This is a genomic window from Phenylobacterium sp. (genome assembly GCF_036563285.1).
Taxonomy (GTDB): domain Bacteria; phylum Pseudomonadota; class Alphaproteobacteria; order Caulobacterales; family Caulobacteraceae; genus Phenylobacterium.
The window spans coordinates 232,502-246,261 of sequence record NZ_DATCMR010000002.1 but is presented as its reverse complement, the minus strand read 5'-3'; the positions used below and the strand labels follow the sequence as shown (position 1 = coordinate 246,261).

The following is a 13,760-nucleotide window of genomic DNA, read 5'->3' as shown; positions in this document are numbered from 1 at the left end:
CTCCAGCCTAGCCGTCCTTCTCGCGCTCGCCGATGGCGGCCTGGGCCGCCGCCAGCCGCGCGATCGGCACGCGGTAGGCCGAGCAGCTGACGTAGTCGAGCCCCACCTTCTCGCAGAACTGGATCGACGCCGGGTCGCCGCCGTGCTCGCCGCAGATGCCGAGCTTCACGTCCGGCCGCACCGCCCGGCCGCGCTCGGTGGCGATGCGGATCAGGTCGCCGACGCCCTCCTGGTCGAGGCTCACGAACGGGTCTTTATCGAAGATGCCCTTCTCGATGTAGGCGTTCAGGAACCGCCCGGAGTCGTCGCGGCTGATGCCGAACGTCGTCTGGGTCAGGTCGTTGGTGCCGAAGGAGAAGAACTCGGCGTGCTCGGCGAGGTCTCCGGCGCGGATGGCGGCGCGCGGCAGCTCCACCATGGTGCCCACCTTGTACTCGATCGTGCAGCCCTGCTCCTCGATCACCTTCTTCGCGGTGCGGTCGGTGAGCTCGCGCAGGAACTTCATCTCCTCCCCCTTGGCGACGAGGGGATGCATGATCTCCGGGATCGGCGCCGGGCGTCCCGCCTTGGCCACCTCGCAGGCGGCCTCGACGATGGCGCGGACCTGGATCTCGTAGATCTCCGGATAGGCCACGCCCAGCCGGCAGCCGCGGTGGCCCAGCATCGGGTTCACCTCGTGCAGCTCCTTGGCGCGGCGCAGCAGCTTGGCCGGATCGAGACCGGTTGCCTCGGCGACGGAGGCCACGTCCTCCTCGGTGTGCGGCAGGAACTCGTGCAGCGGCGGGTCGAGCAGGCGGATGGTGACCGGCAGACCCTCCATGATCCCGAACAGCTCGACGAAGTCGGCGCGCTGCATGGGCAGGATCTTCTCCAGCGCGGCGCGGCGGCCCTTCTCGTCGTCGGCCAGGATCATCTCGCGCACCGCGGCGATCCGGTCGGGGTCGAAGAACATGTGCTCCGTGCGGCAAAGGCCGATGCCCTCGGCCCCGAACTCGCGGGCGGTCTTGGCGTCCAGCGCCGTCTCGGCGTTCGCGCGCACCTTCAGGCGCCGCAGGCTGTCGGCCCAGCCCATCAGGGTGGAGAAGTCGCCGGAGAGCTCCGGCTGGACCATCTTCACCGCGCCGGCCAGCACCTCACCGGTCGAGCCGTCGATGGTGATCACGTCGCCCTTCCTGAAGGTCCGGCCGCGGCAGTGGAACTCGCCGGTCTTATTGTCGATGCGGATTTCGCCGGCGCCGGAGACGCAAGGCCGCCCCATGCCGCGGGCGACTACGGCCGCGTGGCTGGTCATGCCGCCGCGGGCGGTGACGATGCCGCGGGCGGCGTCCATGCCGCGGATGTCCTCGGGCGAGGTCTCCTCGCGCATCAGGATCACCGCCTCGCCCGAGCCGCCGAGCTTCTCGGCCTCTTCGGCCGTGAACACCACCTTGCCGGTGGCCGCGCCGGGCGACGCGGGAAGCCCCGTGGCGATGACGTCGCGGTTCGAAGCGGGGTCGATGGTCGGGTGCAGCAGCTGGTCGAGGCTCTGTGGCTCGACCCGCATCACCGCCTCTTCCCGGCTGATCAGGCCCTCGGAGGCGAGGTCCACGGCGACCTTCAGGGCGGCCTTGGCCGTCCTTTTGCCGTTGCGCGTCTGCAGCATGTACAGACGGCCCTTCTCCACCGTGAACTCGATGTCCTGCATGTCGCGGTAGTGCTTCTCGAGCTTCTCCACGACGGCTTTGAACTGGGCGAAGACGTCCGGGAGCGCCTCCTCCATCGACGGGTTCTTCTCGCCCATCTCCTCGCGGGCCGCCCGCGTCAGGGCCTGCGGCGTGCGGATGCCGGCGACCACGTCCTCGCCCTGGGCGTTGATCAGGAACTCGCCGTAGAGCTTGTTCTCGCCGGTAGACGGGTTGCGGGTGAAGGCGACGCCGGTAGCCGACGTCTCGCCCATGTTGCCGAACACCATCGACTGGATGTTGACCGCCGTGCCCCAGCTCTCGGGGATGTCGTGCATGCGCCGGTAGAACTTTGCCCGGTCGTTCATCCAGCTGGCGAAGACCGCGCCGATCGCGCCCCAGAGCTGGGCGTCGGGGTCCTGCGGGAAGGGCTTGCCGAGGTCGCTCTCGACCGCGCGCTTGTAGTCGGCGACCACCTCTTCCCAGTCTTCCGCCGACAAGCCCGTGTCGACGGTGACGTCGAGCCGCTCCTTATGCTCGTCGAGGATCTCCTCGAACATGTGGTGGTCGAGGCCGAGCACCACGTTGGAGTACATCTGGATGAAGCGGCGGTAGCTGTCGAAGGCGAAGCGGCGGTCGCCGGAGAGCTTGGCCAGCCCGTCCACGGTGGCGTCGTTGAGGCCGAGGTTCAGGACCGTGTCCATCATCCCCGGCATCGACGCGCGCGCGCCGGAGCGCACCGAGACCAGCAGCGGGTTGGCCGGGTCGCCGAAGGTCTTGCCGGTCAGCTCCTCGACCCGCTTCAGCCCGGCGGCCACCTGTTCCTTCAGGTCGGCCGGATAGGCGCGCTCGTTGGCGTAGTAGTGGACGCAGGCCTCGGTGGTGATGGTGAAGCCCGGCGGCACCGGCAGGCCCAGCGACGACATCTCCGCCAGGTTCGCGCCCTTGCCGCCCAGCAGGTTCTTCATGGAGGCGTCGCCGTCCGCGCTCCCGCCGCCGAAGGCATAGACCCAGCGCGTCTTCGTCAGCGTGCCTGTCGCCATCGCTCTTCTCTACCCCGTAACCTGGCTGAAGTCCGCCACGCGCCCCATGGCGTCGCGGACCCTCGCCAAAAGCCTCAGCCGGTTGTCGCGTTCCGCCGCGACCTCCGAGTTCACCAGCACCTTGTCGAAGAACGCATCGACCGGCCCGCGGAGCCCGGCGAGCTCGCGCATGGCGCCTTCGAAGTCTTCCTGCGCCAGCGCCTGGTCGACCGCGGACTCGACGCGGCCAACCGCCTGGACGAGCGCGGTCTCTTCCGCAGGGGCGCCCGGCATCTCCGCAGGCTCCCCGGTGGGCAGGGCGCCCTTCTTCTCCTCGGCCCGCAGGATGTTCACCGCGCGCTTGTAGCCGGCCAGCAGGTTCTTGCCGTCGTCGGTCCCCAGGAACCCGCCCAGCGCCTTCACCCGCGCCACGATGCGCACCAGGTCGTCGTCGCCGAGCGCGAAGACCGCGTCCACCAGGTCGTGCCGCTGCCCCTCCTCGCGCAGCTGCACCTTCAGCCGGTCGGCGAAGAAAGCGAGCAGGTCGTCGGAGACGAAGCTCTTCAATGGAAGCCGGGTGCGGGTCTCGATGAGGATCCGGATCACCCCGAGGGCGGCGCGGCGCAGCGCGAACGGGTCCCGGCTGCCGGTGGGCTTCTCGTCGATGCCGAAGAAGCTGATCAGGGTGTCGAGCTTGTCGGCGAGGGCCACGGTGGCGCCCACCGCCTGCACCGGGACGGCGTCGTTCGGACCCTGGGGGCGGTAGTGGTGGCGCACGGCGTCGACCACCTCGGTGTCCAGCCCTTCGGCCTCGGCGTAGTAGCCGCCCATGACGCCCTGCAGCTCGGGGAACTCGCCGACCATGCCGCTGACCAGGTCGGCCTTGCAGAGCCGGGCCGCTTGTTCGACCTTCTCCGGAACCTGGTCCGCCGTCATGACGTAGGGCGTCAGTGCGCGGGCCAGCGCCACGATCCGCTCCACCCGCTCGTGCATGGTGCCGAGCTTGGCGTGGAAGGTGACGCCCTTCAGCTTCTCCAACCGGTCCTCCAGCCGCGTATTCCGGTCCTCGGTCCAGAAGAACCGCGCGTCGGACAGCCGGGCCGAGAGCACCTTGGCGTTGCCGCGGGCGATGGTCTTGCCGCCGTCGATGGCGTCGATGTTGGCGACCGCGACGAAGTGCGGGGCCAGCTTGCCGGTCTGCGGATTGCGCACCGCGAAGTAGCGCTGGTGCACGCGCATGGAGGTGCGGATCACCTCCGGAGGCAGGTCGAGGAACACGGGATCCATGTCGCCCAGGATCGGGACCGGCCATTCGGTGAGCCCGGCGACCTCGTCCAGCAGGCCGGGGTCCTCCACCAGCTCCAGGTTGCGGGCGAAGCAAAGGGTGCGCGCCGCCTCGACGATGCGCTGCTTGCGCTCCTCCGGATCGAGGACGACGAAGTTCTTCTCGAGCGCCGCGGCGTACTGCTCGTAGGTGCGCGCGCGCAGGGTCTGCTTGGCGCCCATGAACCGGTGGCCCTGGGTGGCGTCGCCCGCCGTCCAGTCCTCCACCGTCAGCGGCACGACCTCCCCGTCGAAGGTGCACAGGATGCTGCGCAGCGGGCGCACCCAGCGCAACTTGCTGACTCCGGAGGTCATCGACTTCGGCCAGGGGAAGCCGCGCAGGATGGCCTCGACCATCTCGGCGACGATCTGCGTCGTTTGGCGGCCGGCCTTGTGGACGTGGGCGAACCAGACCCCGTCCTTCTCGGTGAGCTGGTCCTGGGTCAGCCCCGCCTTGCGCAAGAAGCCTTCCAGCGCCTGGGGCGGGGCGCCGACGCGCGGGCCCTTCAGCTCCTCGTGCCGATCCGCCTGCGCCGCCGGCAGCCCCTCGGCCACCAGCGTCAGCCGGCGCGGCCCTGCGAACGCCGTCAGCGCCTCGGGCAGCAGCCCCTCGGCCGCCAGCTTCTCGCGCGCCAGGCGTTCGAGGTCCCGCGCCGCCTGCGCCTGCATGCGCGCGGGGATCTCTTCGGAGAGCAGTTCGAGCAGAAGCTGAGGCATGGGTTACGCGTTCCCGCCGGACTGCTCGACCCACGCCTCCGCGCACTGTTTGCACAGGTCGCGGATGCGGCCGATGTAGCTCTGGCGCTCGGCGACCGCGATCGCGCCGCGGGCGTCCATGATGTTGAACAGGTGGCTGGCCTTCAGCACGTGGTCGTAGGCGGGCAGCACCAGCGCCTGGCCCTGGCGGCCGCGGGCGGCCAGCACCTTCGGCACCGTGGCCTCCATCTCCTCGAACTGGCGCTTCAGGATGGCCACGTCGGCGGCCTCCAGCTCGAAGGCGGAGAACTGCTGCTCGTTGGCCAGGAACACGTCGCCGTAGGTGAACTCGTCGTTGTAGGCGAGGTCGTAGACGCTCTCCTTGTCCTGCAGGTAGAGCGACAGGCGCTCCAGGCCGTAGGTCAGCTCGCCCGCCACCGGGAACACATCCAGGCCGCCCACCTGCTGGAAGTAGGTGTACTGGGTGATCTCCATCCCGTCGCACCAGACCTCCCAGCCGAGGCCCCAGGCGCCGACTGTGGGGTTCTCCCAGTCGTCCTCCACGAAGCGGATGTCGTGCAGCAGGGGATCGATGCCGATCGCCTCGAGGCTGCCGAGGTAGAGCTCCTGCAGGTTCTCGGGGTTCGGCTTCAGGATCACCTGGTACTGGTGGTGCTGGTGCAGCCGGTTGGGATTCTCGCCGTAGCGGCCGTCGGCCGGCCGCCGCGAGGGCTGCACGTAGGCCACCTTCCAGGGCTTCGGCCCCAGCGCCCGCAGCACGGTCATCGGCGACAGCGTGCCGGCCCCCACCTCGACGTCGTAGGCCTGCACGAGCGTGCAGCCCTGCGCGCCCCAATAGGCGTGCAATTTCAGGATCAGGTCCTGAAACGAGAGGGGCTTTTCGGGCATGATAAGGACTTGGGGGAAGGGCTTGTTCGCAGGCGCAAAAAAAGTCGGCGGACCATAGGGCCCGCCGACCTTGGCTTCAAGCGCCCCGAGCCTTCCTTTGGAAGGCTCGTCTTCCTTTCAGAATCCGGCGCGCGCCGCGCGCCGGGGGGCCGCCCGAAGAATGCTTAGTTGCCGGCCGCGGCCGTGCGCTTGCCCGCGCGCGACATGGGCTGGCCGTACTTGGCGCGGTTCTCGGCCGTGTCGGGCACCGGGCCGTTGGTCACCAGCGTGGTGGTCACGCTGACGTTCGAGCCCGTGCTCGTGGCCGAGGTGGCCGTCGAGCTGTTGACGCTCGTCGAGGTCGAGGTCGAGGTCTCGCTCGACGACGCCGACGACTGGGTGTCGCTCGAGGTCGACGCCGCCGGGGTCTCGGTGGTGGTCGAGGTCGTCGTCGAACTTTGCTGCGCGTAGGCGGCGCCGGCCGAAAGGGCCGCCGCGGCCGCAACGCCGACAAGATACTTGAGGTTCATGGTCTTCACTCCTTCGTGGACGTTCTTCTGAAAAGCCCCACCCCGTAGTGAAGGTTTCAATTCCCTAGGTTTTTGGCTTGGCCGCGGCCGCCGAAGCGTCGGACCCGGCGCCTGTGGAGGCCGGCGCGCTCGCCTGGGCGGGCTCGGCAGTGCCGCCTGCCCCGGCGACCAGCGGCTTGTCGACGATGTGCAGCATGCCCGAGCTGGTCTTCAGGTCGGCCTGCACGATGGTCGCGCCGTCGGCCTTCAGGGTCCCGGCCTCATCGCTGCCGTCCAGCAGGATGTTGTCCTGGGCGCCGGACGGCACCGGGCCGCGGGCGCCCTTGATCTTGGTGGTGTCCACCGGCGCGTTGATGATGTGGTGCAGGACGAACTTCTGCATGGCGACCTTGTCGGCCTGCAGCTTGGCGAGCTCGCCGGCCGGCATGGCGGCGAAGGCCGCGTCGGTGGGCGCGAAGACCGTCAGGTTCTTGTTGGTCTTCAGGAGCTGCGTGAGGTTGGTCGAGTCGATCGCCTTCACGAAGGTGTTGAACTGGCCCGACAGCTTCAGGGTGTCGACCAGGTCGCCCTGGGCGGCGACGGCCTTGGTGTTCGAGGGGGCCGGAGTCGTCGCAGCAGCGGTGGCCTGCACGTTCGCGCCGGCGCCTGCGGCGGCCGGGGCGGCGCCGTCCTTCACGGCCTTGGCCGTGCCCTGGACGGCCGTGCCCGCCGGCTTGTCGGAGGTGGCCTTGCCGGTGGCGGCCTTGGCGGCGGCTTCGGTCTTGGCGGTGGAGGTGGTCTGGGCGGCGGCTGGAAGGGCCAGGGCGGCCACCAGGGCGGAGGCGGCGGCGGCGGTCAGTAGGCGATTGATCGGCATCGTTTCCTCGACTTGATGCAGCCCAGCCCCGTAGGGACGCGTGCGCGTGAGCGACGGTCCGCACCCTTTACGCATGGCCAAGCTCGACGTTCCGTTGACACGGTTTCGTGAAACCGGCGGGACCATAGGCGGGTTCCGGCGCCCTCGCCAAGGCCCTCCGGCGCCGGCCCGGGGGCCTCTTCCGCCCATTTTTGAGGCGCCCTGCCAAGCCTGCGCCCACGAATTGCGCGGCCGCTGCTTTCTTCACGAGCGCGGCCCCCCATCCCGCGCCCCTCGGCGGGGCGATGGCTAGCGTCCCAGGGACCGCCGCGATTGGGGGATGCGAGTTCCGCGTCGGTCCTTTGAGCAACTGGAGACAGGCCGGCCCCGCCCAGGGGGCTCGTGCGGGAGCGAGCGGATGAAACTGATCATGGCGATCGTCAAACCCTTCAAGCTGGACGACGTGCGCGAAGCGCTCGTGGCGGCCGGCGTGGAGGGCCTGACGGTCTCGGAAGTGAAGGGCTACGGCCGGCAGAAGGGCCAGACCGAGATCTACCGGGGCGCGGAGTACCAGGTGAACTTCCTGCCCAAGGTGAAGCTGGAGGCGGTGGTCGACGATGCCGCCGCGGCCAAGGCCGTCGAGGCCATCAAGGCCGCCGCCGCCACCGGCAAGATCGGCGACGGCAAGATCTTCGTGCTCGACGTGCAGGACGCGGTGCGCATCCGCACCGGCGAGACCGGCGCCTCGGCGCTCTAGCCACAAGAAATTCAAGGGGATAGCTAGATGAAGCTCATGTCGTTCAAGCCGCTCGCGGGGCTCGCCCTCGCCGCGGCCATGCTGGCCGGCCCGCTCGCCGCGCCGGCCCTCGCCCAGGAGGCCGCGCCGGCCGCTGCGCCCGGCGGGGTGGCCGCCGCCGCTCCGGCGCCTGCCGCCGAAGCCGCCGCGCCCACCGCCGAGGCGGCCGCAGCGCCCACGCCGGACAAGGGCGACACCACCTGGATGCTCACCTCCACCATCCTGGTGCTGCTGATGATCCTGCCCGGCCTGGCCCTCTTCTACGGCGGCCTGGTCCGCCAGAAGAACATGCTGTCCATGCTGATGCAGGTCTCCATCGTGACCGTCATCGGCATGATGGCCTGGGCCTTCTGGGGCTACAGCCTGGCCTTCACCGACGGCGGAGGACTCAACAAGTTCGTGGGCGGCTTCTCCAAGGCCTTCCTGAACGGGGCGGTCTTCAACGCCGACGGGGCCTTCACCAACGTGGAGACCTTCTCCCGCGACGTGGTGATCCCGGAGATCGTCTTCGTCTGCTTCCAGATGACCTTCGCCTGCATCACCGCAGCCCTGGTGCTGGGCGGCGTGGCCGAGCGGATGAAGTTCGGCGCGGTGGTCGCCTTCGCCATCCTGTGGCCGCTGCTCTCCTACTACCCCATGGCGCACATGACCTGGTGGTGGGCGGGCGCGACCTCGGCCTTCGGCCAGACGGCGGACGCCCTGTCCGGCGGCGCAGGTCAGATCTGGGCCTTCGGGGCCCTGGACTTCGCCGGCGGCACGGTGGTGCACATAAACGCCGGCGTCGCGGCCCTCGTAGGCGCACTGATCCTCGGCGCGCGGAAGGACTACCGGCGCGAGCCGATCCCACCACACTCGCTGACCCTGACCCTGGTCGGCGCGGGCCTGCTGTGGGTGGGCTGGTTCGGCTTCAACGCCGGCTCCAACCTGGAGGCCAACGGCTACGCGGGCCTGGCCATGGTCAACACCCTGCTGGCCACCGCCGCGGCGGGCTTCTCCTGGGCCATGACCGAGTGGGTCACCCGCAAGCGGGCGTCCATGCTGGGCCTTGCCTCCGGGTTGGTGGCCGGCCTCGTGGCGGTGACGCCGGCGGCCGGCTTCGCGGGCCCGGTGGGCTCCATTGTGCTGGGCCTGATCGTCTCGCCGATCTGCGTGGTCTTCTGCTCGGCCGTGAAGAACGCGCTGAAGTACGACGACAGCCTCGACGCGTTCGGCATCCACGCCGTGGGCGGAATCGTCGGCGCCATCGCCACCGGCATCCTGGTCAACCCGGCCCTGGGCGGCGCGGGCGTGGTGGACTTCACCAACGGCACGACCGGCTATGACGCGGCCTTCCAGATCACGGCCCAGCTCAAGGCCGTGGCGCTGGCCATCGTCTGGTCGGGCGTCGCTAGCGCCATCGTGTTCACGGCGATCCGGTTCACCATCGGCCTGCGGGTCGACGCCGACACCGAGGAAGAAGGCCTCGACATCGTCGAGCACGGCGAGCGCGCCTACCACGTCTAGTCGCAGCGTTCGTGGCGCACGGAACGGGGGTCCTTCGGGGCCCCCGTTTTCTTTTGGCGAAGGACCGCGCCTACGCTATTATCGAGAGGATCTTTAACATGTGAATACAATCACTTAGAGGCTTGCGAGAGTTGTCGCGCTCAGTGATGCAAATGGCCCTGACGCCGAATGTGACACGCGGCTCAGTCCGGCCAGGGCCCGCCCAGCCGGCAGCGGCGGACCCACCAGTCGGGCCGCATCGCCTCGATCCGCTCCGCCAGGCCCTCGGCCTCGATGTCGCCGGGACACAGCGCGAAGCAGGTGCCGCCGGAGCCCGACACCCGGGCGAGCAGGGTCTCCGGCTCGTCGGCCAGGGTGGCCAGCACGGTCCCGACCGCCGGCGCGACGTCCACCGCCGCCGCTTCCAGGTCGTTGCGCTGGGTGGCCAGCCAGGCGGCGAGTTCGACGACGTCCTCGAAGGCGTCCGGCGCCGGCGGCGGCTCGACATCGCCGAACCGGGCGAGCGCATCGAAGCGGCGGTAGACCTCCGGCGTCGAGACCGGCACGCCGGGGTTCACCAGGACGGCGTCGATCGGCGGCAAGCCGGGCGCGGGGGACAACCGCTCCCCCCTGCCCTGCGCCACCGCCGGCCGGCCCCAGAGGCAGGCCGCGCCATCCGCGCCGAGCTCCGCCGCCACCGCCTCGAGCGCGGCGTCGTCCATCGGCAGCTGGAACGCCTCGTGCAGCAGCCTGAGCGCCGCGCCGGCGTCGCTCGAGCCGCCGCCCAGGCCCGCCGCCACCGGCAGCCGCTTGTCCAGGGTGAGCCCCACCGGCGCCACCGGCCGCCGGCCGGCGCGGACCAGGGCCCGGGCGGCCTTGGCCACCAGGTTCTCCTCGCCCCAGGTGAGTTCGCCTGCGAACGGCCCCACCACCTGCAGCTCGAAGGCGTCGGCAGCGTGCAGCGAGACCCGGTCGCCCACGTCGGCGAAGGCCATCAGGCTGCAGATCGGATGGTAGCCGTCGGCGCCGGGCGCGCCGACGTGCAGGAACAGGTTGACCTTGGCCGGCGCGAAGGCAGTCGCGGCCATGGGCCTACTGTCGGGCGACGGCGGGCAGGCTGTCGGGGCCGGCGCCGGAGGCCAGCTTGCGCTCCGCCTCGGCCCTGATCTTGGCGTCCGGCTTCAGGGTGAGCACGCGCCGCCACTGGAACGCGGCCTCGTCCTTGCGGCCGGCCTTCCAGTACGCGTCGCCTAGGTGGTTGTTGATGTCCGGGTCGCCGGCTTCCAGCTCGACCGCCTGCTCCAGCTTCTGGATGGCCGTCTTGTAGTCGCCCATGCGGTAGTAGGCCCAGCCGAGGCTGTCGATCATGGCGCCGGAGCGGGGGTTCTGGGCGACGGCCTTCTCGACCATGGCCAGGGCTTCCTTCAGCCGCTCGCCGCGGTCGATCCAGGTGTAGCCGAGGTAGTTGAGCAGCTCGGGCTCGTCGGGACGGATCTTCAGCGCCGCCTGCAGGTCCTTCTCGGCCTCGCTCCAGCGGCCCAGGCGCTCCAGCGAGACGCCGCGGGCGTAGTAGAGTCTCCAGTCCGGGCTCTTGTCCTCGTTGATCAGGCCGGTCAGCAGCTGGGCGGCTTCCTCGTAGCGCTCGTTGGCGCGGAGCAGGTCGGCCAGGGTGAGGCGGGCGTCGGGGTCCCCGGCCGAGGCCGCGGCGCGGGCGAGCTTGATGGCCGTCTCGGGGTCTTCGGCGCTCTGGTAGGTCCAGGCGAGCTTGGCCTGGGCGGCGCCATACTCCGGCGAGCCCGGCTTCGGCTTGCCGTAGGCGGCGCGGGCGGCTTCGGTGTCGCCGGCCGCCTGCATCACGTCGCCGACCATCACCCAGGCCTCGTCGCGCTTGGGGTCGAGCCGCAGCACCAGCCGCAGGTAGGCCAGCGCCAGCTGGGTCTGCTTGGCCTGGATCATGTTGCTGGCGGGCGCCAGCAGGGAGAAGGCCGCGCCTTCGCGGATGGTCGGCGGCGCGGGGGGCGCCTTGCCGGCGGCCGCGCGCAGGCGGGACTGCTTCAGGGCGACGCTGGCGGGCTCGCGGCCCAGGGCCAGGTCGTAGAGCTCGACGGCTTCCGGCCGACGGCCGCGGCGCTCGAGGAAGGCGCCGTAGGCCAGCACCGCCAACTCGGCGGGGTCGTCGCCGCCGGTCAGGGCCTTGAAGTTGGTCTCCGCCTCGTCGTAGCGCTTGGCGCGCTCGAAGAGGTGGGCCTGCCCGAGCTGGCCGAAGTACTCCACCAGCCGGTCGTTGCGGACCACCGGACGCGTCAGCGAGGCTTCCACGTCGCCGTTGAGCGCGGCGGCCCAGGGCGCCAGAAGCGCGGCGGCGGGGCGGTGCGGAAAGGCGACCGAGTCGGGCGTCAGCGCCGGCTGGGCGATCTTGCCCTTGCCCTCGGCGATCGCCTCGACGCCCTGCACCAGCTTGCCGAGCCGCTTGGTGGCTTCGGAGGCGTCCTCGCCGGTGGGGGCGACCTGGGCGGCCTTCTCGATGTCTCCGGCCAGGAGCGCGGCCAGGAAGGCGCGCTCGGCCACCACGACGTCGGCCTCGGGGTGACCGCGCGCCTGGTCGAAGAACCGGGCCGCGTCGCCACTCTTGCCGTCGTTCAGCGCCGCCTGGCCGGCCAGGAACATGCCGTAGGGCGAGATCGAGTTCGGCTCGATCTGGCTGCGGGCGATCTGCCCCTGCGGTGGCGCGCCTGCGCAGGCGCAGAGCAGGACGAGCGGAGCGGCGGCGACGAGGAGCTTCAGGCGCATGAACGGACCTTGGGCGTATCCGACAGCCGCGACAAGCGCGGCTGCAGGTCACATGTTGGGATAGTTCGGCCCGTCGCCGCCCTGGGGTGTCGTCCAGACGATGTTCTGCGACGGATCCTTGATGTCGCACGTCTTGCAGTGGACGCAGTTCTGGAAGTTGATCTGGAACCGCGGGTTCTGGCCGTTGTCGTCGTAGAGCACCTCGTAGACGCCGGCCGGGCAGTAGAGCCGGGCCGGCTCGCCGTACCTGGGCAGGTTGTTGGCGATCGGGACGGTCGGGTCCTTCAGGCGCAGGTGCGCCGGCTGGTTCTCGTCGTGGTTGGTGTTCGACAGGAACACGGAAGACAGCTTGTCGAAGCTCAGCACGCCGTCCGGCTTCGGATAGACGATCGGCTTGAAGTCCTTGGCCAGGCCCGTGGACTCCGAGTCCGACTTGCCGTGGTGCAGGGTGCCGAAGAACGAGAAGCCGCCCAGCAGGCTGGTGCACCACATGTCGAACATGCCGACGGCGCCGCCCAGCATGGTGCCGAACTTCGACAGCATCGGCTTGGCGTTGCGGACGACCTTCAGCTCCTTGTAGACCCAGGAGCTGCTCAGGGCCTGTTCGTACTCCGCGAGCTCGTCGCCGGAGCGGCCGGCCTGGATGGCGGCGTACGCGGCCTCGGCGGCCAGCATGCCGCTCTTGATGGCGTTGTGGCTGCCCTTGATGCGCGGGACGTTCACCAGGCCCGCGCTGTCGCCCAGCAGCACGCCGCCGGGGAAGTAGAGCTTGGGGACCGACTGCAGGCCGCCCTCGGAGATGGCGCGCGCGCCGTAGGCGATACGCTTGCCGCCCTCCAGGTACTTGGCCACCTCCGGGTGGTGCTTCCAGCGCTGGAACTCGTCGAAGGGCGAGAGCCAGGGGTTCTTGTAGTTCAGGTGCACCACGTAGCCGAGGGCCACGTAGTTGTCCCCGAAGTGGTACATGAAACTGCCGCCGCCGGTCTTGTTGTCCAGCGGCCAGCCGGTGGTGTGCGCCACGAGCCCCGGCACGAAGCACTCGCCCGGGATCTGCCACAGCTCCTTGATGCCGATCCCGTACTTCTCGGGATCCTTGCCCTTGCCGAGGTCGAAGCGCGCCTTAAGCACCTTGGCCAGCGAGCCGCGGACGCCCTCGCCGATGAAGACGTACTTGGCGTGCAGCTCGACGCCCGACTGGTAGTCGGGACCGCGGTTGCCGTCCTTGTCGATGCCGAACACCCCGGCGACGACACCCTTCACCGAGCCGTCCTCTCGGAACACCAGGTCGGAGGCCGCCATGCCGGGATAGATTTCCACGCCGAGGCCCTCGGCCTGTCCAGCCAGCCAGCGGCAGACGTTGCCCAGCGAGGCGATGTAGTTGCCGTGATTGTTCATGAAGCCCGGCATGGCCCACATCGGCAGGTCCAGGTCGCCCTGTGGCCCCAGCACCTGGAAGGTGTCCTTGGTGACCGGGGTCTCCAGCGGCGCGCCAAGCTCCTTCCAGTTCGGGATGAGCTCGGTGAGGCCCTTGGGGTCGATCACCGCGCCGGAGAGGATGTGGGCGCCGACCTCCGAGCCCTTCTCGATGACGGCGACGGTGAGGTCCGGCGAAAGCTGCTTGAGCCGGATCGCCGCGCCCAGGCCCGAGGGCCCGGCGCCGACGATCACGACGTCGTACTCCATCGCTTCGCGTTCGACGTCTTCGCTCATCAGCCCGGCTCCCTCGTGTTGAGGGTC

At 70.0% G+C, this 13,760-nt stretch carries 10 protein-coding genes; 2 read left to right on the top strand and 8 right to left on the bottom strand.

Annotated features, from left to right (window positions below; genetic code table 11):
* Positions 1 to 7 precede the first annotated feature (7 nt).
* From ppdK to VIL76_RS01395, 5 genes are all read right to left on the bottom strand, one after another.
* Positions 8 to 2,704, bottom strand: coding sequence for a pyruvate, phosphate dikinase (gene ppdK / locus VIL76_RS01415; RefSeq protein ID WP_332043192.1), 2,697 nt, complete (start codon positions 2,702 to 2,704; stop codon positions 8 to 10).
* A gap of 9 nt (positions 2,705 to 2,713) precedes the next feature.
* Positions 2,714 to 4,723, bottom strand: coding sequence for a glycine--tRNA ligase subunit beta (glyS, locus tag VIL76_RS01410; protein ID WP_332043191.1), 2,010 nt, complete (start codon positions 4,721 to 4,723; stop codon positions 2,714 to 2,716).
* A gap of 3 nt (positions 4,724 to 4,726) precedes the next feature.
* Positions 4,727 to 5,611: a glycine--tRNA ligase subunit alpha gene (locus tag VIL76_RS01405; protein ID WP_414695404.1), complete on the bottom strand. Its 885-nt coding sequence runs from the start codon at positions 5,609 to 5,611 to the stop codon at positions 4,727 to 4,729.
* Between the two features lie 164 nt (positions 5,612 to 5,775).
* Positions 5,776 to 6,120 (bottom strand): hypothetical protein, encoded by a 345-nt coding sequence (locus VIL76_RS01400; protein WP_332043190.1) that lies wholly within the window; start codon positions 6,118 to 6,120, stop codon positions 5,776 to 5,778.
* A gap of 64 nt (positions 6,121 to 6,184) precedes the next feature.
* A complete protein-coding gene (locus VIL76_RS01395) occupies positions 6,185 to 6,976 on the bottom strand; it encodes a fasciclin domain-containing protein (protein ID WP_332043189.1) in 792 nt (263 codons plus the stop codon).
* A gap of 397 nt (positions 6,977 to 7,373) precedes the next feature.
* Here VIL76_RS01395 and VIL76_RS01390 point away from each other — a divergent pair, with 397 nt between their 5' ends.
* Complete coding sequence (locus tag VIL76_RS01390) at positions 7,374 to 7,712, top strand: P-II family nitrogen regulator (protein WP_332043188.1); 339 nt, start codon at positions 7,374 to 7,376, stop codon at positions 7,710 to 7,712.
* Positions 7,713 to 7,739: 27 nt separating this feature from the next.
* On the top strand, positions 7,740 to 9,254 hold the full coding sequence (locus VIL76_RS01385; RefSeq protein ID WP_332043187.1) for an ammonium transporter: 1,515 nt from the start codon (positions 7,740 to 7,742) through the stop codon (positions 9,252 to 9,254).
* 182 nt (positions 9,255 to 9,436) lie between these two features.
* Here VIL76_RS01385 and VIL76_RS01380 read toward each other — a convergent pair whose 3' ends face one another.
* The 3 genes from VIL76_RS01380 to VIL76_RS01370 are packed head-to-tail and all read right to left on the bottom strand — an operon-like array spanning position 9,437 to position 13,733.
* Positions 9,437 to 10,321 carry a 4-(cytidine 5'-diphospho)-2-C-methyl-D-erythritol kinase gene (locus VIL76_RS01380; RefSeq protein ID WP_332043186.1) on the bottom strand — a complete coding sequence of 295 codons (885 nt, stop codon included), beginning with the start codon at positions 10,319 to 10,321 and terminating at the stop codon, positions 9,437 to 9,439.
* Positions 10,322 to 10,325: 4 nt separating this feature from the next.
* Positions 10,326 to 12,023: a tetratricopeptide repeat protein gene (locus tag VIL76_RS01375; protein WP_332043185.1), complete on the bottom strand. Its 1,698-nt coding sequence runs from the start codon at positions 12,021 to 12,023 to the stop codon at positions 10,326 to 10,328.
* Positions 12,024 to 12,071: 48 nt separating this feature from the next.
* Positions 12,072 to 13,733: an electron transfer flavoprotein-ubiquinone oxidoreductase gene (locus tag VIL76_RS01370; protein ID WP_332043184.1), complete on the bottom strand. Its 1,662-nt coding sequence runs from the start codon at positions 13,731 to 13,733 to the stop codon at positions 12,072 to 12,074.
* Positions 13,734 to 13,760 lie beyond the last annotated feature (27 nt).

Excerpts from the sequence above, each read along its gene's own strand:
- glyS (WP_332043191.1), bottom strand. The coding sequence starts at position 4,723 with ATGCCTCAGCTTCTGCTCGAACTGCTCTCCGAAGAGATCCCCGCGCGC.
- VIL76_RS01380 (WP_332043186.1), bottom strand. The coding sequence starts at position 10,321 with ATGGCCGCGACTGCCTTCGCGCCGGCCAAGGTCAACCTGTTCCTGCAC.
- VIL76_RS01370 (WP_332043184.1), bottom strand. The coding sequence starts at position 13,733 with ATGAGCGAAGACGTCGAACGCGAAGCGATGGAGTACGACGTCGTGATC.
- VIL76_RS01375 (WP_332043185.1), bottom strand. The coding sequence starts at position 12,023 with ATGCGCCTGAAGCTCCTCGTCGCCGCCGCTCCGCTCGTCCTGCTCTGC.
- VIL76_RS01395 (WP_332043189.1), bottom strand. The coding sequence starts at position 6,976 with ATGCCGATCAATCGCCTACTGACCGCCGCCGCCGCCTCCGCCCTGGTG.
- ppdK (WP_332043192.1), bottom strand. The coding sequence starts at position 2,704 with ATGGCGACAGGCACGCTGACGAAGACGCGCTGGGTCTATGCCTTCGGC.
- VIL76_RS01385 (WP_332043187.1), top strand. The coding sequence starts at position 7,740 with ATGAAGCTCATGTCGTTCAAGCCGCTCGCGGGGCTCGCCCTCGCCGCG.
- VIL76_RS01400 (WP_332043190.1), bottom strand. The coding sequence starts at position 6,120 with ATGAACCTCAAGTATCTTGTCGGCGTTGCGGCCGCGGCGGCCCTTTCG.
- VIL76_RS01405 (WP_414695404.1), bottom strand. The coding sequence starts at position 5,611 with ATGCCCGAAAAGCCCCTCTCGTTTCAGGACCTGATCCTGAAATTGCAC.
- VIL76_RS01390 (WP_332043188.1), top strand. The coding sequence starts at position 7,374 with ATGAAACTGATCATGGCGATCGTCAAACCCTTCAAGCTGGACGACGTG.